Source organism: Streptomyces sp. NPDC087859, from assembly GCF_044742595.1.
GTDB classification, from domain to species: domain Bacteria; phylum Actinomycetota; class Actinomycetes; order Streptomycetales; family Streptomycetaceae; genus Streptomyces; species Streptomyces canus_F.
Window position 1 is genome coordinate 220,548 of the sequence record NZ_JBIUUU010000003.1, and the last position, 18,256, is coordinate 238,803.

The following is an 18,256-nucleotide window of genomic DNA, read 5'->3' on the forward strand; positions in this document are numbered from 1 at the left end:
TGCCAGGGCCGAGGGTGAAAGGCCCGGTGCGAGAGGCCCGGGGCCAGGGCCGAGGGTGAAAGGCCCGGTGCGAGGGATGGGGCCAGGGCCGAGGGTGAGAGGCCCGGTGCGAGGGATGGGGCGGTTGGCCGATGTGTCCCAGGCCTGGGGCGGAAACGTGCAGGTGGGGTGGGCTGAAGGCCGGGACGGGTCTGGTGATTGCCGGTCTGTGGGGTGGGGTGGGTCAGAAGTGCGTGGGGATGTCGAAGGCGCGGCGGAGTTGTGCCATGTCGTGGCGGTCTCGGGGCGTCGGCTCGTAGCCCTGGTGGAAGTGGACCTGCTGGGCGGCGGAGAGGCAGGGGACCGGGGTGGAGCCGATCGTGCCGGTCGCGAAAGCCGAGGCGGGGTAGCGGAAGGGGTGCCGCGGGTCGAAGGAGGCCTGCGTCGCGGAGCCGTCCCCGTCGAAGGTGAGCGGGTGCAGATCGATCTCCCTGGCGTCCGGGGCCGTCACGACGAAGCGGACGGGGCGCCGGTCGAGGCTCTCCACGTACCCGGCCCCGGACAGGGCCGCCGTGACAGTGGGCTCCTGCTCCAGGCGGTGCATCAGGTCGAGGTCGCGATGGTCCCGGGTCTGCTCACCGACCAGCGCGTCGATGCCCCAGCCCCCACCGACCCAGACCTCCACACGGGCCCGGCGCAGCAGGGCGAGCACGGACAACACGTCATCGGCCGACATCACTTGGAGCATGTTAGGTGCAAGGCACACCCGCACGACTCCGCACCGAGCGCACCCGGCCCCCGCGCCCTACCCTTGGGCCGTGAACGAGATGCCCCGGGACTACCGGCCCGCCAAGTCCATCAGGGTTCTGCTCGCCGAGGACCAGGGGATGATGCGGGGCGCCCTCGCGCTGCTGCTCGGCATGGAGGCGGACATCGAGGTCGTGGCCCAGGTCGGGGCCGGTGACAAGATCGTGGACGCGGCGCTGATCCACCGCCCGGACGTCGCGCTCCTCGACATCGAACTGCCCGGCAAGAGCGGCCTCGACGCCGCCGCCGAGCTCCGCGACCAGGTCCCGGACTGCCGGGTCCTGATCCTCACCACCTTCGGCCGCCCCGGCTACCTCCGCCGGGCCATGGAGGCAGGCGCCGCGGGCTTCCTCGTGAAGGACGGCCCCGTCGAGGAACTGGCCTCCTCCATCCGCCGCGTCCTGACCGGCGAGACGGTCATCGACTCCGCCCTCGCCGCGGCCGCCCTCAGCGCCGGCCCCAACCCCCTCACCTCCCGCGAGTGCGACGTACTGAGTGCCTCGGCGGACGGGGCGACCGTCGCCGACATCGCCTCCGCCCTCCACCTCTCCGAGTCCACCGTCCGCAACTACCTCTCCTCCGCCATCGGCAAGACCGGCACCCGCAACCGGATGGAGGCGCTGCGGGAGGCCCGACAGCAGGGGTGGGTGTGACGGGAGGCCCCCGACGCACCCGCCACCGCCGTCACCTCACCGCCGTCACCTCCGCCGAACTCGCTTCCGTGCCCTTCGGGGCCAGGCAGACGAACCAGTCCACCGGGGAGCCCTCCGCCGGGCGGATCGCCGGGACGTCGGTGCTGGTGTCCTCGTTCTGCGGGGCCCTGTCGACCTTGGTCGCCGTGCCGTTCTTCCAGTTGCAGGTGACCTGCTGGACGTCCTTGCCGACCATGCCGATGACCAGGCGTTCCAGACCGTCGGGGTCGACGTCGAAAAAGGGGATCGAGGCGGTCTGGAGGTCCGTGCCCGACATGGTGTCGTCGTTCCCGAACGGGTTCAGCAACGGCGGCCAGCGGCGCAAAAGGTTCGAGGAAAGCCACACGAGGTACGACCTCTTGCCGATCAGTTCGGAGGGCTTGGTCCCGGCCGGCGCATCGCCGTACTCACCCATCGCCTCCAGCTGACCCGCCGCCTGCGCCTCGGTCCGCGGCGCCGCCCAAACGTCGATGGCGACCCGCCACTCCTTGCCGTTCTCCGTGCCGGTCGCGAGGGTCGTCCGGGCGGGGGTGAACAGGTCGGGTGCCGGCGACACCGACCGGGTCGCCGCCGGTGGTGCCACCGTCCCGTCCCCGCCCGGCAGCCCCGCCACCGCGAGCGTCGCCGAGGAACCGGCGAGTACCAGGGCCGTGGCCGCGGCGACCGCCCAGCGGCGGGCCTTGCGGCGGCGGCCGCCGCGGATGACCGCCTCGTAGGGGGCTATACCGATCTCGACCTCGTCCGCGGCTCCGGCCAGCATGGAGGCGATGTCACCGTTCGTCATGTCGTGGTTCGTCTCCCGGTCCGCGTTCATCACTTCCGCCCTCCCTGCGTCACGACGTCGGCCAACCCCGGTATGGCGCGGAGTTTCGCGATTCCCTTGGCCGCGTTGCTCTTCACCGAGCCGACGGAACAGCCCATCGCCTCGGCGGTCTGTGTCTCGGTGAGGTCCTCCCAGTACCGCAGGACGACCGCCTCGCGCTGCCGTGGCGGCAACTGGGACAACGCCTTCAGCAGCGCGTTGCGGTCCTCGGCCTGGGCGATGCGGTCGCCGGTGTCGGCGATCTCGCGCACGAGACCCGAGTCGTCCTTGGGCGCCAGGAACTCCCGGAGCCGTCGGCGGTGTTTTCGAGCGTGCGCGTTGATCATCACGCGCCGTACATAAGCCTCCGGGTCGTCGGCCGAACCGACTCTGCGCCAGGCCACGTAGACCTGTTCCAAGGTCGACTGGACCAGGTCCTCCGCGCCGTGCTGCTCCCCCGTGAGGAGAAATGCCGTCCGCATCAGCCGCGGCCAGCGGCCGATGACGAAGCTCTGGAACTCCTCGTCCCGAGCCTCTTTGCGATCCCCCATGGGCACCTCCCACCTCCTAGATGTCTAAAGGAGTCCATGAGCCGCCCAGACCGTTGCCTCAGCCGGCGGACAACTTTTCGCCCGCCCGCATCCTCCCGCCGGTCCCGGAAGCGCCGCCCCGCCTCATCCCCACCGCACAGGTCGCCTCACACCCCACCAGGCCACCCCGCGTTCGCCGCGCTCCCCGCCGATGACACCGAGCCGGAGTGCCGACGCGCGGGGCCGATGACCGAACCGGACTCGGCACCGACACGGCCGACACATCCGCCCCCCTCCCTCGGCAGCCTCCGCCTCGCCCCGCACACCGCCCGCCGCGCCCTGGAGCCGGCGCTCACCGCCCGTGTCCCGCACCCCGCGCACTGCTCCGGCCAGCGTCCGAGACGGTACGGATCGACGCCGACGAAACCGAGCCCCCCGCGCCGAGCGGGCCCCGCGCACCGGAACCACCGCCCACCTGGCCACCTGGCCACCGCCCTCGATACCGAAGCCTTCACCGGCGACCGCTCCCCCGCCCCCGTCTCACTCGGCGGAGAACTTCCCACCCGTCTCCGCCTCTGACCCCGCCTCCGCCTCGGCCTCGACGCCCACCCCCACCTCGTCCCCCGCCTCCCCCGACGCCGGAACCGCCACGGGAACAACCCCCGAAACCGCCCCCGGAACCGCCACCACCGCCGCCGGAACCCTCCGCGGCAGCCACACCAACATCACCACCGCCCCACCCACCAACACCCCGGCCCCCGTCCGGAACACCAGCGCATACCCCTCCGTCAGCGCCTCCCGCCCCGTGCTCCCCGCCGTCCGTGCCGCCGCCAGTGTCGACATCACCGCGAGTCCCAGTGAGCCGCCCATCGTGCGGGAGGTGTTGACCAGCCCCGAGACCAGTCCCGCTTCCCCGGGCGCCGCCCCCGACGTGGCCAGCGCGGCCAGGGGTGTGGTGGCGAGGCCGGCTCCGAGCATCATCAGGATGCCGGGGATCATGATGGTGACGACGTAGTCCCCGTCCACGCTCATCGTCGACTGCCAGGCGAACCCGGTCGCCGCGACGAGCGTCCCCAGCACCGCCACGTTCCGCTCGCCGAGCGCCCGCATGAACCGGGGCGCCGCCTTCGACGCCAGCACGATCGCCAGGGAGCTCGGCACCAGTGCGAGACCGGCTTCGGTCGGGGAGTAGCCGAGCACGTTCTGGGCGTACAGCGTCATGAAGAACCACATGCAGAACATCGCGGAGCCGCTCAGGAACATCGCGACGTTGGCGGAGGCCACCGAGCGCCGCCGCAGCAGTCCGAGGGGCATCAGCGGGGCCGCCGTACGCGCCTCGACCAGCAGGAACACCCCGATCAGCGTCAGGCCGGCCATGAGCGGGACCGCTGTCGCCGTCGACGTCCACCCCTCGGCCTCCGTCTGCGAGATGCCGTACGCCGTGGCCCCCAGCCCCGCCGTCACCAGTACCGCGCCCGGCAGGTCGAGCCGGCGCCCGTCCCCGGCCCGGCTCTCGGTGAGCCACCACAGGGCGCCGAGGAGGAGGACCGCGCCGACCGGCACGTTGACCAGCAGCGTCCAGCGCCACGACCACACGTCCACGAGGACCCCGCCGACGAACCCGCCCGCCGCCCCGCCGCCCGCGCCCACCGCCGTCCAGGTCGCTATGGCACGCGCGCGTGCCGCTCCCTCGGGCACCGCGGACGTGACGATCGTCAGCGTCGAGGGCGCCAGTACCGCCGCGCCCAGTCCCTGCACGGCCCGTGCGACCAGCAGCTGCCAGCCGTCCTGGGCCAGTCCGCCGCCCAGCGAGGCGAGGGTGAACAGGCCGAGCCCGACCAGGAACATCCGCTTGCGCCCGTACAGATCGCCGGCCCGCCCGCCGAGCAGCATGAACCCGGCGAAGGCGATCGCGTACGCGTTCACCACCCACTGGAGGCCCTGCTCGCTCAGGGCCAGGTCGGCCCGTACCGACGGCAGTGCCACGTTGACGACGGACATGTCGAGCACGACGAGGAACTGTCCGGCGCACGCGAGCGCCACGACCAGCCAGACGGGAGGTGTCGTACGGGGGCGGGGGGCACGGGTCAGTGCGGCGGCTTCCGGCATGGCCGTCATGGTGTCAACCGCCGAATGTCCCCGGCATCGGGATTTCGGCCCAGCCCGCCTCCGCAGGAGGACCTAGGCCGGGCCTGGGCCTGCCTCTTCTTCAAGAGAAGATAAAGAATTCGTTAGCTGGCCAAAGCATCGGAATAGTTGCCCCAGCACACCGGGTTGGCCACTGACATGAGATCTACGCCGACCGATCAGCACAGCCGCCCGGCGAGCGGCGCCCTCGTCCCGGTGCTCGCCTTCGCGGGCATCGTCGTCGCGGTGATGCAGACCCTGCTCGTCCCGGTCATCAAGGACCTGCCCCAGCTCCTCGACACCGAGCCCAGCAACGCCACCTGGGTCCTGACCTCCACGCTTCTCTCGGGCGCCGTGGCCACGCCGATCATGGGCCGCCTCGGCGACCTGTACGGCAAGCGTCGGCTGCTGATCGCCAGCCTGTCGGTGATGGTGGTCGGCGCACTGGTCAGCGCGCTCACCAGCGACCTGATCGTCATGATCGTCGGCCGTACCCTCCAGGGCTTCGCGATGGGCGCGATCCCCCTCGGCATCGGCCTGATGCGGGACATGCTGCCGCGCGAGAAGCTCGGCTCGGCGATGGCCCTGATGAGCTCCTCGATCGGCGTCGGCGGCGGCCTCGCTCTGCCGCTCGCGGCCCTGATCGCCCAGCACGCCGACTGGCACGCCCTCTTCTACGGCGCCGCGGGCCTCGGCGTGCTCTCCATCGTCCTCACCCTCCTCGTCGTACCGGAATCCCCCATGCGCGCCGAGGGATCCTTCGACGGGCTCGGCGCGTTCGGCCTCTCCACCGGCCTGGTCCTCTTCCTGCTGCCCATCACCAAGGGCAGCGACTGGGGCTGGACCTCGGCCACCACGCTCGGCCTGTTCGCCGCGTCGGCCCTCGTGCTGCTCCTGTGGGGCGTCTTCGAGCTGCGCACCAAGGCGCCGCTCGTCGACCTGCGCACCACGGCCCGCCCGGCCGTCCTCTTCACCAACCTCGCGTCGATCATGGTCGGGGTCAGCTTCTACGTCGTCTCGCTGGTCCTTCCCCAGCTCCTCCAGCTCCCGAAGGCCACCGGCTACGGCCTCGGCCAGTCGATGGTCGTCGCCGGTCTGCTGGTCGCCCCGCTGGGCCTGACGATGATGTTCACGGCGCCCGTCTACGCCCGTCTGTCCGCGAAGTACGGCCCCAAGACCACCCTCATCCTCGGCATGCTGATCATCGCGATCGGCTACGGAGCGGGTCTGGGCCTCATGAGCGCCGCCTGGCAGAGCCTGGTCATCGCCGTCGTCCTCGGCGCGGGCATCGGCCTCGCCTACTCCTCGCTGCCCGCCCTGATCGTCGGCGCGGTCCCGGCCTCGGAGACGGGCGCGGCGAACGGTCTCAACACGCTGATGCGGTCCATCGGTACGTCGGTGTCGAGCGCTGTCATCGGCATGGTGCTGGCCAACACCGCGAACACCGTGAACGGCGTCGCGATCCCGACCATGCACGGCTTCCGCGTCTCCTTCCTCATCGCGACCGGTGCGGTGGCGATCGGTCTGCTGATGGCCCTGTTCCTGCCGAAGCCGAACCGTGCGCCCCAGCTGCGGGCGAGCAGCGAGGAGGAGGACAACCTGGCGCGCGCCGAGGAGGCCCTGCGCGGATTCCGCGGCCGGGTCCTGGACGCCGAGGGCGCCCCGGTCCCCCGCGCCAAGGTCACGCTCATCGACCACCGCGGCCGCCAGGCGGGCGCGACGCTCTCCGACGAGGACGGCGGTTACGCCCTCGCGGTCCCGGCCCAGGGCGCGTACGTACTGGCCGCCCGCGCCACCGGCCACGGGCCGCTCGCCTCGTCGGCGACCCATGCGGGCGACGAGAGCGCGGTCGCCCTGGATCTGTCGCTGCCGGGCGAGACGGTAGCCACCTCCTGACACCACCCCCTGCCCCTACCTCGGTATTTCCCCTCCTCGTCACTGCCCGCACGACGCAACCACGCGGAAGCGGAAGCGGTCATATCCAGACGTGTGCCCGGCGACAGCACGGGTGCGGAATCAGCGTGGGGAGCGGGATGATCAGAACGGTGTTCCGGACTACGGACGTGCCGACGGAGGACCGGTTCGAGTACTGGCGGGAGTTGATGAGCCGGACGATCGCACCCAGTGAGCTCAGTAGCCACCATTCCGCCGACTTCTGGGCGGAGCAGCGACTGGTGAAGCTGGGTCCGGTGATCGTGTGGTCCGGGGGGCTCCTGCCGACGCGCTACCGACGGAACCCGAAACTGATCCGGCAGTCCGACCCCGAGCAGTACCACCTGCAACTGCTGCTGGGAGGCGGGCTCGGCCTCGACCACGTCGGGCGAACCGACACGTACGGCCCGTGTGATCTGTGGGTGTCCGACAGCTCGCGGCCCTACGACGTACGACCGCCGAGGGACGAGAGCCGTCACGTCGTCACCGGGGTGGCAGTGGAGTTACCCAAGGCGTCGCTGCCGCTGCCCCCGGACCAGGTCCGGGGACTGCTGAGCAGACGTCTGTCGGGCCGCGAGGGGAGCGGCGCTCTGCTGACGGATTTCCTGATCGGGCTGGACCGGCAGTCGGCCGTCCTCCAGCCGTCCGACACACCCCGCCTCAGCAGGATCCTGCTCGACCTGGTCTCAGTCTGGTTCGCCCAACCGCTGGAGGCGGAGGCCGCGCTGCCACCGGAGACCCGCCAGCACGCCCTGACCGTACAGATCCGGGCGTTCATCCAGCAGAACCTGCACGACCCGGGGCTGACACCGCCGGTGATCGCCGCCGCCCACCACATCTCCCTCAGCTATCTGCACCGGCTGTTCCAGCAGCAGACGCAGGGCGAGACGGTCGCGGCCTGGATCCGGCACCAGCGGCTGGAAGGGGCCCGCCGCGACTTGGCCGACCCCACGCAGGGTGCCACGCCGATCTACACGATCGCCGCCCGCTGGGGCCTGTCCCGCGCGTCCGACTTCACCCGTGCCTTCCGCGCCGCCTATGGGGTACCGCCGAGCGAGTACCGGCACCAGCCGGACTAGACGCACTGCCAAGTCCCAGTGCACTCATCGTTAACGACAGTCCCGGTGGCCACCTCGCATGCTGGTCGGGCAGTCGCTCTACCCGATCCGATCAACGGATACAAAGGAGCCCCCCAACTGTCATGACCATGAAACTGCTCACAAGAGTCTCCGCAGTCGCCGCCACCGCCGTGTCCGCCGTGGCCTTCGCCACACCGGCCAACGCGGGAGCAACCGCCTACGACACGCTCCTCAACTACGGGACCGCGAAGTGTCTGGCCGTCCCCAACGCGAGCACGGCCAACGGCGTCGGCGTGATCCAGTGGGGATGCAGCGGCAACAGCGAACAGCAGTGGCAGCTGGAGTCGGTAGCAGGCGGAAACGGTGACCGCTACCTCGTCAGGAACCTGAACAGCAACAAGTGTCTCGCCATGCCGAACGCCAGCACGGCCAACGGCACCCAGGCCATCCAGTGGACCTGCGACGGCGGCAGCGAACAGATCTGGATCCACGACAGCGCCGACCGCCTGCGCAACCTGAACAGCGACAAGTGCCTGGCCATCCCCAACGGCAGTACCGCCAACGGCACCGGGGCCGTCCAGTGGACCTGCACCACCAGCGACGACCAGGTGTGGCTCTGGTAGAGAGAACCACCGGAGCGGCCCTCCCCACGAGGGCCGCTCCGCCTTTGGGAACAGCAGGAACAGCTAAGGAAGCTCCCGAATGAGAAGACGCATCGCCGCCACCATGGCGGCCATCGCCATGCTGAGCGCACCTCTGCTCACAGGCTCCGCCCTCACCGGAACGGCGTCGGCGGCCGAGACAGCCGAGGCGGTCACCAACGCACGCCTCTACAACATGGGCACCGGCCTGTGTCTGGCCAACCCGAGCTCCAGCCAGACCAACGGCACCGTGATGATCCAGTGGACGTGCAGCAACAGCGACAGCAACTACTGGTCCCTCCAGCCGATGACCGGTGGCGGCTACCACGTGGTCAACAAGGCGAGCGGCCAGTGCCTGGCCATCCCCAGCGGGAGCACGACGCTCGGCGTCAAGGCCATCCAGTGGCCGTGCCAGACCACGCAGAACGACGAGCAGGTCTGGGTGCACGACGGGATCGACCAGCTGAGGAACGTCAAGACCGGACTGTGCCTGGCCATCCCCAACAGCACCACGACCGCCGGCACGGAGGCCATCCAGTGGAACTGCGACGCCGTGACCGACACGACTCCGAACCTGGACCGGGAATGGCTGTGGTGACCCGCAAGCGCGGCTGGACCGCGCTCCTGACCGCACTCGTCCTCGCCGTCCTGACCGGCCTCCTGATGCCGGGCCCGGCCTCCGCCGAGGGCACGTCGGCCGAGAAGACCGTGTACACCAACACGGCGACCGGAGGCGATGGCCCCCGCACCCCGGACATCATCAGCACGAGCGCCAGCAACGCGGTCGTGGCCTGGCGTGAAGGCCTGCGGCCCGGCAACCGGGACATGGGCTACATGCGGTACGCCTACACGACCGACGGTGGTGCGACCTGGAGCCGCCCCCAGACGCTGGCGCAGGAGACCGACCAGTACGCCTGGCACTACGTGATGCTCTACAAGTCGGGCAGCGAGCTGTTCGCGTTCCTCGGGCGCACCCCGATCGCGGACCCGACCGACGAGGACAACGACGGCGACACCTGGAACAACAACGGGCTGCCGATCACCGCCACCGTCGTCAAGCGCAGCACCGACGAGGGCCACACCTGGCAGGACTACCCCGTCACCATGCCGACCATCGGCAATCTCGCCATCTCCGGCCGCCCGATCAAGCTGGCCAACGGCAACACCGTCCTCCCGTACTGGGGCACGGGCCGGGAGAACGGGGTGCTGATCGCCACGAACCCGGACCTGAAGACCTGGACGAAGGGCGGCACCGTCTCGAACGGGAACGCCACCGGCGTCAAGGCCGGTGAGAACCAGATCGTCGTCTCGCCGGACGACCCGAACACGCTGATCATGGTCGCCCGCGCCGACAACGCCAACGCGATGACGGCCACGAGCACCAACGGCGGCACGAGCTGGACGGCCTTCACAGCCGCCACCGGTCTGCCGAGCAACAACGCTGCCAGGAGCTACTTCGGCAAGGACAGCAACGGCCAGCTCCTGTACATCTACACGACCGGCGACACCAACACCCGCCCGGCCCTCTACTACAAGACCAAGCGCCCCGGCGCGACGTCCTGGAGCGCGGCCAAGTTCTTCGCCGACGGTCCTGCGAGCCAGGAGGACCCGACACCGGCCGGCACCGGCGCGGGCTGGGACACGTACCCGATGGCCGACGAGTACGCCCCGGGCAAGTTCTTCGTCACCTGGGAGTTCGACACCACCCGCATCAAGGTGAACAAGCTGGACATCTCCGACGCGCCCTGATCGCGTTCCGGTCCCACCCCGCCGTACCCCCTGTCGCCCGCCGACCAGGGGGTACGGCAGCATGGGGCGCCCACGGACCCGTACGACCGGAAGGCCCCCGCCCATGACCGCGGCACCCAAGCCCGAGATCCTGGCCGCGTTCGAGGCGGCGAAGGGATTCATGCCGGTGGACGAGGGCCTCGCCTTCTACACGGCCGCCGTCGAGGCCGGCGCTCTCGGGCTGCCGCTCCTGGAGGTCGGGACGTACTGCGGCCGCTCCGCGATCCTGCTCGCCGACGCGGCCCGCTCGGCCGGCGTCACCGCGCTGACCGTCGACCACCACCGCGGCAGCGAGGAGCAGCAGCCCGGCTGGGAGTACCACGACCCCGGGACGGTGGACCCCGAGATCGGCCTGATGGACACCCTGCCGACGTTCCGCCGCACCCTGCACAAGGCGGGCCTGGAGGACCACATCGTCGCCCTGGTCGGCCGTTCCCCGCAGATCGCGAAGATCTGGAACTCCCCCCTCGCCCTCGTCTTCGTCGACGGCGGCCACACCGACGAGCACGCGAGCGCCGACTACGAGGGCTGGGCGCCCCACGTCGCGGAGGGCGGACTGCTCCTCATCCACGACGTGCACCCGGACCCGAAGGACGAGTTCACCGGCCAGGCGCCGTACCGGATCTATCTGCGGGCGCTGGAGTCGGGGGCGTTCACGGAGGTCTCGGCGACCGGCACGCTGCGCGTGCTGCGGCGGGTGGGTGCGGGGATCTGAGGTGCCGCGGGTCTCAGGGCTGCACGTTGATGTCGATGTCGACCGGGGTCTGGACGACATTGCCCGTGCCGACGCCCGGCTGACCGTAGACGTGGTCGACGGCACAGACGTCTTCCGGCGGCGCGCAGGGGAACGCGGCGGCCTGGGCCGTCGGCGCTCCCAGCGCGACCGCCCAGGCGACAAAGACGGCGGTGAGAACGCCCGCCATGACACGCATATATGAACTCATGGGCGATTCTCGGCATATCGCCCAGCCGTGAGCGACACCGACGGTGCCGTTCGGATGAAGCGACCCGCTCGGCGGCCGCCGGTCTGCCGCGCCGGTGACCCGCCGCTAGGGTGGCTGTCGTGTCGTACGTAGGCCCGGACTTCGATCCTCCCCAGCCCCGCCGCCCCCGGCGCCGCCCCCTCACCGTCGCGGTCGCCGCGCTCGTCCCGGGCGCGCTGCTCGGGTGGCTGGCGTACGAGACGGTGGGCGGATCCGGTGGAGGTTCCGAGGAGGCGGCGGGGACACCGACGTCGTCGTCGAGCGCACCGGCCTCTCCTACGACGTCCTCGACGCCGTCAACGTCCTCGACCTCCGCGCCCGACGACGACAAGCCGAGCCCCACCCGCACCACTTCGGCACCCGCCGCCTCCGGACCCCTCAAGGGCAAGGTCGTCGTCATCGACCCGGGCCACAACCCGAACAACTTCCAACACACGGCCGACATCAACAAGAAGGTGAACATCGGCACGGGCTGGAAGGAGTGCGACACCACGGGCACCTCCACCAACTCCGGTTACGCGGAAGCCAAGTTCACCCTCGACGTCGCCCACCGTCTGCGCACCCTGCTGGAGAAGCAGGGCGCCACGGTGAAGCTGACGCAGGACGGCGACCGGACGTTCGGCCCGTGCATCGACGAGCGGGCGAGCATCGGCAACAAGGCGGACGCGGACGCCGTGGTGTCGATCCACGCGGACGGCGCGGGCGCCGGCCAGCGCGGCTTCCACGTCATCCTCCCCGGCAAGGTCAAGGCGGGCAGCGCCGACACCGGCCCGATCATCGCCTCCTCCGCCGAACTCGGCGAGCGCATCGCCGGCAACTTCGTCCGCGTCACGGGCAGTGCCCCCTCCAACTACGTCGGCGACGGCACCGGGCTGGTCACGCGTAAGGACCTCGGCGGTCTCAATCTGTCAACGGTTCCCAAGGTGTTCATCGAGTGCGGCAACATGCGCGATAGCAAGGACGCGGCACAGTTGACCAGCGGTGCCTGGCGACAGAAGGCGGCGCAGGGGATCTCTGAGGGAATCGTGAGTTTCCTGCGCGGGTAGTGGTCCGCGGGTTGATCCCCGGGGACAGCCTCGTCGGACGGACGATAAGGTCGTCTTTACGATGAGGGGCCACCCCCGCGCTTCACACCGGGGCCTTACGGCGACATGGTGACAGCGACGCCTCCAACGAAGCCGATGACGAGACGACTGAACCGAAGGACCTAGAAGTGAATATCCGCTCCCTCACTCGAGGCGACGGCGTGGTGATCGGAGCAGCGGTACTGCTCTTCATCTCGTCGTTCCTCAAGTTCTACACCGTCGACGGGTACAGCAGCATCTCCGTCACCGCGTGGGACAACCTGGGCTACGGCCTCGGCACCTACATGGGCGGTGTCATCGGCGCCGCGCTGATCGTCGTCAACCGCCTCCTGCCGCAGCCGCGCAAGGTTGCCGGTCTGGACCTCGGGACGGTGGGCGCGGCGTTCGCCGTGCTCGTCACGTGGAGCCTGTTCTGGACCCTGGTGGACATCAGCGACGGTTCCAGCGCTGCCGCCGGTCTCATCCTCGGCTTCATCGCCGCCCTGGTCCTGACCGGTGGCGCCATCGCCACCCCTCTCGTCCCCGCCCTCCAGGCCGCTCTCGTCCCGGCCCCCCGCCCCGCCGCCCCCCAGCCCTACGGCGCCCAGCCGCCCGGCGGTTACGGCTACCCGGGCGCGGGCGCTCCGCAGCCGGGTCAGCCGCAGCCCTACGGTGGTCAGCCGCAGCCGGGCCAGCCGTACGGCGGCCAGCCGCAGCCCGGTCCGAGCCAGCCGCAGCCCCAGGCGCCCCAGCCGGCCGGGGACTTCTCCCCGTTCTGGTTCGCGGTGCCGGTGGCGCGCCCCCTCTTCGCCGAGGACGGCTCGCAGTCGCCGATCGCCGAACTCGCCCCGGGTACCTGGTACCTGGCCGTCGAGCAGCGCGGCGCCAACCTGGTCGCGCAGACGCAGGACGGCCGTCGCGGCGTACTGCAGGACACCTCGGGCATCCAGCGCGGCTGATCCCGAAGCGACATCAACGCACGGCCCCTCGCCCTTCCGGGCGGGGGGCCGTTGTCGTACAGTCGCCTCCCTCGACCGGCGAACTGACACACCGTCAGGAGGCGGCTATGCGGCTCGGTCTCGCACTCGGCTACTGGGGTCGCGGCCCCAACTCCGATCACGTACCGCTGGCGCAGGAGGCGGAGCGGCTCGGCTACGACTCCGTGTGGACGGCCGAGTCCTGGGGCTCGGACGTCTTCACCCCGCTGACCTGGATCGCCGCCCAGACCTCAAGGATCAAGCTGGGCACGGCGGTTGCCCAGATGGCGGCCCGCTCCCCGACCACGACGGCGATGCACGCGCTGACCCTGGACCACTTGTCGGGCGGCCGCATGATGCTCGGCCTGGGGCTCTCCGGCCCGCAGGTGGTCGAGGGCTGGTACGGCCGCCCGTTCCCGAAGTCACCGCTGACCGCGACGCGCGAATACGTCGACGTCGTACGCCAGGTCCTCAGGCGCGAGGCCCCCGTCGAGGTCGAGGGACGGTTCCACTCCCACCCCTACCGGGGTCCGGACGCCACGGGCCTCGGCAAACCCCTCAAGCCGATCACCCATCCCCTGCGCCCCGACCTCCCCATCCTCCTGGGCGCCGAGGGTCCGAAGAACGTCGCCCAGACGACCCGCATCGCCGACGGCTGGCTCCCCCTCTACTGGTCCCCGACCCGCCCCGAGGTCTACGAGGCCTCCCTCTCCGACGCCCCGGACGGCTTCCTCGTCGCCCCCATGGCCCAGGTCCGGGTCTGCGACGACGTACGCGAGGGCCTGCTCCCCGTGAAGACCATGCTCGGCTTCTACATCGGCGGCATGGGCCACGCGGCCCGCAACTTCCACGCCGACCTGATGGCACGCATGGGATACGAGGAGGAGGCCCGCCGCATCCAGCGCCTCTTCCTCGAAGGCCGCCGCGAGGAGGCGGTACTGGCGGTCCCCGACGCCTTCGCCGACGAGATCTCCCTGGTCGGGCCGCGCGAACGCATCGCCGGACGGCTGGAGTTGTGGCGCAAGGGCCCGGTGACGGATCTGCTGGCACTGTCACCGGACCGGGAGTCGCTTCGAGTACTGGCCGAGCTCAACCCGTGAGCTTTTCCTGTCGTGCGACCGCTCTTGCTTCACGATCCGGTTTCATACAGGAATGAGCGGCAACACGCTGGTTATGTCCTCTCGATATAGCGGTGCCAACTCGGCCGGCACGGTCATAGCGATCGTCGCCGACATCATGGCCCTCATCCTGGGCCTCTGGATCGTGATGTACCTGCTGGACGCGAACCGTGCGAACGACTTCGTGCAGTTCATCCACGACGCGGCTCGCTGGCTGGCGGGCTGGAGCCACGACCTGTTCACCTTCGACGAGGCGTGGGCAAGGGTGGTGGCCGGGTACGGCTTGGCGGCAGTGGTCTACCTGTTCATCGGACACGCCATCGCCAACCGGGTCCACCGCCACTGAACCCACCCGGGCTCTCAGGCGCAGCAGTCCGGGTCCAACCCATTCGGCAGGCGGTCGCCGCCGAACACAGCGCACGTGGCCTCATGACCACCCAGCGCGGCGACCGCCAACAGTAGCGACCCGGCCGTCCACGTGGTCAGTTCCCGGGGCCAGATGGCGCCGTCGTCGAAGACGTACCCGGTCCAGTACAGGCCGCTCTCCGGGTCCCGCAGATGCTGGATCGACTGGAGAATGTCCAGCGCACGGTCGGACTCGCCCATCGCCCAGAGCGCGAGGGCGAGTTCGGCGGATTCGCCGCCCGTGACCCACGGGTTGGGGACGACGCACCGCACTCCGAGTCCGGGTACGACGAAGCGGTCCCAGTCCGCCTCCATGCGGGACTTGGCCTCGGCGCCGGTGAGGGCGCCGCCGAGGATCGGGTAGTACCAGTCCATGGAGTAGCGGTCCTTGTCCAGGAACCGCTCCGGGTGGCGGCGGATGGCGTGCCGCAGCATGCCCAGCGCCAACTCCCAGTCCGGCTGCGGCTCTTCGCGCTGTTCCGCGATCGCGAGCGCGCACCGCAGCGCGTGGTGGATGGACGAGGAGCCCGTCAGCAGCGCGTCCGTCGTGAACGTGCCGTCGTCCTCGCCCTTCCAGCCGATCTGGCCGCCGGGCTGCTGGAGGCGCAGGACGTATTCCACCGCTGCGTGGACCGTCGGCCACATGCGGTCGAGGAAGGTGTCGTCGCCCGTCGAGAGGTAGTGGTGCCACGCGCCTACGGCTATGTAGGCGACGAAGTTCGTCTCCCGGCCCCGGTCGGTGACGTCGTCGAACGCCCCGTCCTGGTAGGCCGCGTACCAGGAACCGTCCTCGTTCTGGTGCCGGGCCAGCCAGTCGTAGGCCCGCTCGGCGGCTTCGTGCTCGCCCGCCGCGTCCAGGGCCATCGCGGCCTCGGTGTGGTCCCAGGGGTCGAGATGGTGGCCGCGGAACCACGGGATCGCCCCGTCCGCGCGCTGCGCGGCGAGGATGCCGGAGACGGTCGCGGCGGCCTCCTCGGCGGTGAGGACCCCGGACAGGACGAGGTGTTCGGTACGGGGAGTGGTCACCGCGCATCCACGGCAGGCAGGTGCGGCTTGGTCGCGTACGCCACGAAGCTCTTGCCGATCAGGGGGTTGAGGGCCTGCTCGGCGACCCTCGTCGCCAGCGGCTTCTTCATGATGTCCCAGACCAGCAGCTTGTGGTACGCCTTCACCGGCAGCGCCTTGTCGTTGTCGACGCCGAACGCGCACTTCAGCCACCAGTACGGTGAGTGGAGGGCGTGCGCGTGGTGGGTGCCGTACGGCTTGAGGCCGGCCTCGCGGATCTTCGCGAGGAGCTCGTCCGCCTTGTAGATGCGGATGTGGCCGCCCTCGACCTCGTGGTAGGCGTCGGACAGGGCCCAGCAGACCTTCTCGGGGCCGTAGCGCGGGACGGTGACGGCTATCCGGCCGCCGGGCCTCAACACCCGCACCATCTCGGCGAGTACGCCCTTGTCGTCCGGGATGTGCTCCATGACCTCGGAGATGATCACGACGTCGAAGGACTCGTCGGGGAAGGGCAGCGCCAGGGCGTCGCCCTCCATCGCGGTGGCCGTCGCGCCCTCGGGGGCCTCGCCGGCCTCCTTCATCGCCGCGAACCACTTGGCGACCTCGCGGATCTCCTCGGCGTTCTGGTCCAGCGCGACGACCTGCGCGCCGCGCCGGTAGCACTCGAACGCGTGCCGGCCGGCTCCGCAGCCGAGGTCCAGGACGCGGTCGCCCGGGGCTAGCGGGAACCGGGAGAAGTCGACGGTCAGCACGTGGCCCTGCTTTCGCGATCGGATACAACGTCAACAACTTCTTCGGCCGCGGGTGCGACGCGGCCGGCGTGCGGGGCCGCGGGCGGGAGGGCCATCGCCTCGCGGTACCGGGCGGCCGTTCCCTCGGCGGCCCGGGCCCAGGTGAACCGCGCCAGGACCCGTTCACGTCCCGCGCGACCGAGCCGCGCCCTGAGGTCACGGTCGCCGAGCAGCCGGCTCAGGGCGGTCGCGAGTGCCCCGGAGTCCCCCGGCGATACGGCCAGACAGGTCTCCCCGTCGCGCCCTGCGACCTCCGGGATCGCGCCGCCGGTCGTCGCGACCAGCGGTGTCCCGGTGGCCATGGCCTCCGCCGCGGGGAGGGAGAAGCCCTCGTACAGGGAGGGCACGCAGGCGACCTCCGCCGAGCGGACCAGGTCGACCAGTTCGGCGTCGGTGATGCCCTTGACGAAGCGGATGGCGCCTTCGAGGCCGTAGCGCTCGATGGCCTGGGCCACGGGGCCGTCCTCGGCGCGCTTGCCGACGACGACGAGGTGGGCGTCGGGGTGCTCGGTGCGGACCTTGGCGAGGGCCTCGACCAGGAATATCAGGCCCTTGAGCGGGACGTCGGCGCTGGACGTGGTGACGATCCGGCCGGGGACCACGGCCACCGAGGGATCCGGCGAGAAAAGGTCGGTGTCGGCGCCGATGTGGACGACGTGGATGCGGTCGTCGCGGACGCCGAGGTGGTCGACGATCTCCTGGCGGGAGGTGCCGGAGACGGTAAGGACCGAAGGGAGCCTGCGTGCCGCGCGCTTCTGCATGCGGGTGAAGGCGTACCAGCGCCGCTTGGCCAGGCGCTGGCCCCAGCTCCCGGCCGCGTCCAGCTCCAACTGGCGGTCCACGGTGATGGGGTGGTGGATCGTCGTGACCAGGGGGGCGCCGAGGTCGCCCAGGAGGCCGTATCCCAGCGTCTGGTTGTCGTGCACCACGTCGAACTCGCCGCGCCGGGCGCGCAGATGGCGGCGGGCGCGCAGGGAGAACGTCAGCGGCTCGGGGAAGCCGCCGGTCCACATCGTCGCCACTTCGAGGGCGTCGATCCAGTCGCGGTACTCGTCGCGCTTGGGGGTGCGAAAGGGGTCCGGAGACCGGTACAGGTCAAGGCTCGGGAGCTCCGTGAGGCTCAGCCGGCCGTCGATGTCGTCGCCCTCGTCGAGGACGGGGTAGGGCTGGGAGCCGATGACCTCGACGCGGTGGCCGAGGCGGGCCAGTTCGCGGGAGAGGTGGCGGACGTAGACGCCCTGGCCGCCGCAGAACGGGTTTCCCTTGTAGGTGAGGAGTGCGATGTTGAGCGGTCGCTCGCCGTCCGCGGCCGGGTCCGCCTGGGAACCCGCCCGACTGGCCTCAGCGGTCACTCCGGGCCCCCTTCTCCCTGCTATTTCCCGCGAGATTACGCCGGGACGCTAATCTAGAACAAGTTTCAGACTTGATCGTTCAAGAGGCTCTGAATCTACCGGCAGGTAGGGGCACTGTGAGCAGTGGATCAGGTGATTCACGCCACCACCGACACCCCTGCCATGCTGTGTGATCACTCGCCCT

General features: G+C 70.5%; 19 protein-coding genes. 11 read left to right on the forward strand and 8 right to left on the reverse strand.

Annotated features, from left to right (window positions below):
* Positions 1-223: 223 nt before the first annotated feature.
* Positions 224-715, reverse strand: coding sequence for a nucleotidyltransferase domain-containing protein (locus ACIOHP_RS08335; RefSeq protein WP_401884509.1), 492 nt, complete (start codon positions 713-715; stop codon positions 224-226).
* Between the two features lie 91 nt (positions 716-806).
* Between ACIOHP_RS08335 and ACIOHP_RS08340 the strand changes: the two genes are divergently transcribed.
* On the forward strand, positions 807-1,439 hold the full coding sequence (locus ACIOHP_RS08340; RefSeq protein WP_401885231.1) for a response regulator: 633 nt from the start codon (positions 807-809) through the stop codon (positions 1,437-1,439).
* A gap of 31 nt (positions 1,440-1,470) precedes the next feature.
* Here the strand turns inward: ACIOHP_RS08340 and ACIOHP_RS08345 are convergent, their stop codons facing one another.
* The 3 genes from ACIOHP_RS08345 to ACIOHP_RS08355 all read right to left on the reverse strand — a co-directional run bounded on the left by ACIOHP_RS08345 (position 1,471) and on the right by ACIOHP_RS08355 (position 4,928).
* Positions 1,471-2,292 carry a hypothetical protein gene (locus ACIOHP_RS08345; RefSeq protein WP_401884511.1) on the reverse strand — a complete coding sequence of 274 codons (822 nt, stop codon included), beginning with the start codon at positions 2,290-2,292 and terminating at the stop codon, positions 1,471-1,473.
* Positions 2,292-2,831: a SigE family RNA polymerase sigma factor gene (locus ACIOHP_RS08350; RefSeq protein WP_266893200.1), complete on the reverse strand. Its 540-nt coding sequence runs from the start codon at positions 2,829-2,831 to the stop codon at positions 2,292-2,294. Before ACIOHP_RS08350 ends, ACIOHP_RS08345 begins: the two co-directional genes overlap by 1 nt.
* Before the next feature lie 519 nt (positions 2,832-3,350).
* The gene (locus ACIOHP_RS08355) at positions 3,351-4,928 is read right to left on the reverse strand and encodes an MFS transporter (RefSeq protein ID WP_401884516.1); all 1,578 of its coding nucleotides are present in this window, start codon (positions 4,926-4,928) and stop codon (positions 3,351-3,353) included.
* Positions 4,929-5,096: 168 nt separating this feature from the next.
* Between ACIOHP_RS08355 and ACIOHP_RS08360 the strand changes: the two genes are divergently transcribed.
* From ACIOHP_RS08360 to ACIOHP_RS08385, 6 genes are all read left to right on the forward strand, one after another.
* Complete coding sequence (locus ACIOHP_RS08360) at positions 5,097-6,833, forward strand: MFS transporter (RefSeq protein ID WP_401884519.1); 1,737 nt, start codon at positions 5,097-5,099, stop codon at positions 6,831-6,833.
* A 137-nt stretch (positions 6,834-6,970) separates the two neighbouring features.
* Entirely contained in the window at positions 6,971-7,948 is a 978-nt protein-coding gene (locus ACIOHP_RS08365; RefSeq protein ID WP_401884522.1) for an AraC family transcriptional regulator, read from the forward strand.
* A 122-nt stretch (positions 7,949-8,070) separates the two neighbouring features.
* Entirely contained in the window at positions 8,071-8,571 is a 501-nt protein-coding gene (locus tag ACIOHP_RS08370) for an RICIN domain-containing protein (protein WP_401884525.1), read from the forward strand.
* Between the two features lie 79 nt (positions 8,572-8,650).
* Positions 8,651-9,187: an RICIN domain-containing protein gene (locus ACIOHP_RS08375; protein WP_401884527.1), complete on the forward strand. Its 537-nt coding sequence runs from the start codon at positions 8,651-8,653 to the stop codon at positions 9,185-9,187.
* Positions 9,175-10,338 (forward strand): sialidase family protein, encoded by a 1,164-nt coding sequence (locus ACIOHP_RS08380; RefSeq protein WP_401884529.1) that lies wholly within the window; start codon positions 9,175-9,177, stop codon positions 10,336-10,338. Before ACIOHP_RS08375 ends, ACIOHP_RS08380 begins: the two co-directional genes overlap by 13 nt.
* 103 nt (positions 10,339-10,441) lie before the next feature.
* A complete protein-coding gene (locus ACIOHP_RS08385; RefSeq protein WP_401884532.1) occupies positions 10,442-11,092 on the forward strand; it encodes a class I SAM-dependent methyltransferase in 651 nt (216 codons plus the stop codon).
* Positions 11,093-11,105: 13 nt separating this feature from the next.
* On the opposite strand, the gene ACIOHP_RS08390 is transcribed toward ACIOHP_RS08385, so the two are convergent.
* Complete coding sequence (locus ACIOHP_RS08390; RefSeq protein ID WP_401884534.1) at positions 11,106-11,300, reverse strand: chaplin family protein; 195 nt, start codon at positions 11,298-11,300, stop codon at positions 11,106-11,108.
* 140 nt (positions 11,301-11,440) lie between these two features.
* Between ACIOHP_RS08390 and ACIOHP_RS08395 the strand changes: the two genes are divergently transcribed.
* From ACIOHP_RS08395 to ACIOHP_RS08410, 4 genes are all read left to right on the forward strand, one after another.
* A complete protein-coding gene (locus ACIOHP_RS08395) occupies positions 11,441-12,406 on the forward strand; it encodes an N-acetylmuramoyl-L-alanine amidase (RefSeq protein WP_401884537.1) in 966 nt (321 codons plus the stop codon).
* A 167-nt stretch (positions 12,407-12,573) separates the two neighbouring features.
* Positions 12,574-13,383 (forward strand): DUF5336 domain-containing protein, encoded by an 810-nt coding sequence (locus ACIOHP_RS08400; RefSeq protein WP_401884539.1) that lies wholly within the window; start codon positions 12,574-12,576, stop codon positions 13,381-13,383.
* Positions 13,384-13,490: 107 nt separating this feature from the next.
* Positions 13,491-14,501 (forward strand): LLM class F420-dependent oxidoreductase, encoded by a 1,011-nt coding sequence (locus ACIOHP_RS08405; protein ID WP_401884542.1) that lies wholly within the window; start codon positions 13,491-13,493, stop codon positions 14,499-14,501.
* Between the two features lie 73 nt (positions 14,502-14,574).
* The gene (locus tag ACIOHP_RS08410; RefSeq protein ID WP_351689881.1) at positions 14,575-14,865 is read left to right on the forward strand and encodes a hypothetical protein; all 291 of its coding nucleotides are present in this window, start codon (positions 14,575-14,577) and stop codon (positions 14,863-14,865) included.
* Between the two features lie 14 nt (positions 14,866-14,879).
* Here ACIOHP_RS08410 and ACIOHP_RS08415 read toward each other — a convergent pair whose 3' ends face one another.
* Genes ACIOHP_RS08415 through ACIOHP_RS08425 form a run of 3 tightly spaced genes read right to left on the reverse strand, consistent with a single transcriptional unit; the run spans position 14,880 to position 18,072 of the window.
* The gene (locus ACIOHP_RS08415; protein ID WP_361540014.1) at positions 14,880-15,950 is read right to left on the reverse strand and encodes a prenyltransferase/squalene oxidase repeat-containing protein; all 1,071 of its coding nucleotides are present in this window, start codon (positions 15,948-15,950) and stop codon (positions 14,880-14,882) included.
* Entirely contained in the window at positions 15,947-16,681 is a 735-nt protein-coding gene (locus ACIOHP_RS08420; RefSeq protein ID WP_046260928.1) for a class I SAM-dependent methyltransferase, read from the reverse strand. The genes ACIOHP_RS08415 and ACIOHP_RS08420 overlap by 4 nt, the downstream gene beginning before the upstream one ends.
* Positions 16,675-18,072: a glycosyltransferase family 4 protein gene (locus tag ACIOHP_RS08425; protein ID WP_401884547.1), complete on the reverse strand. Its 1,398-nt coding sequence runs from the start codon at positions 18,070-18,072 to the stop codon at positions 16,675-16,677. Before ACIOHP_RS08425 ends, ACIOHP_RS08420 begins: the two co-directional genes overlap by 7 nt.
* Positions 18,073-18,256 lie beyond the last annotated feature (184 nt).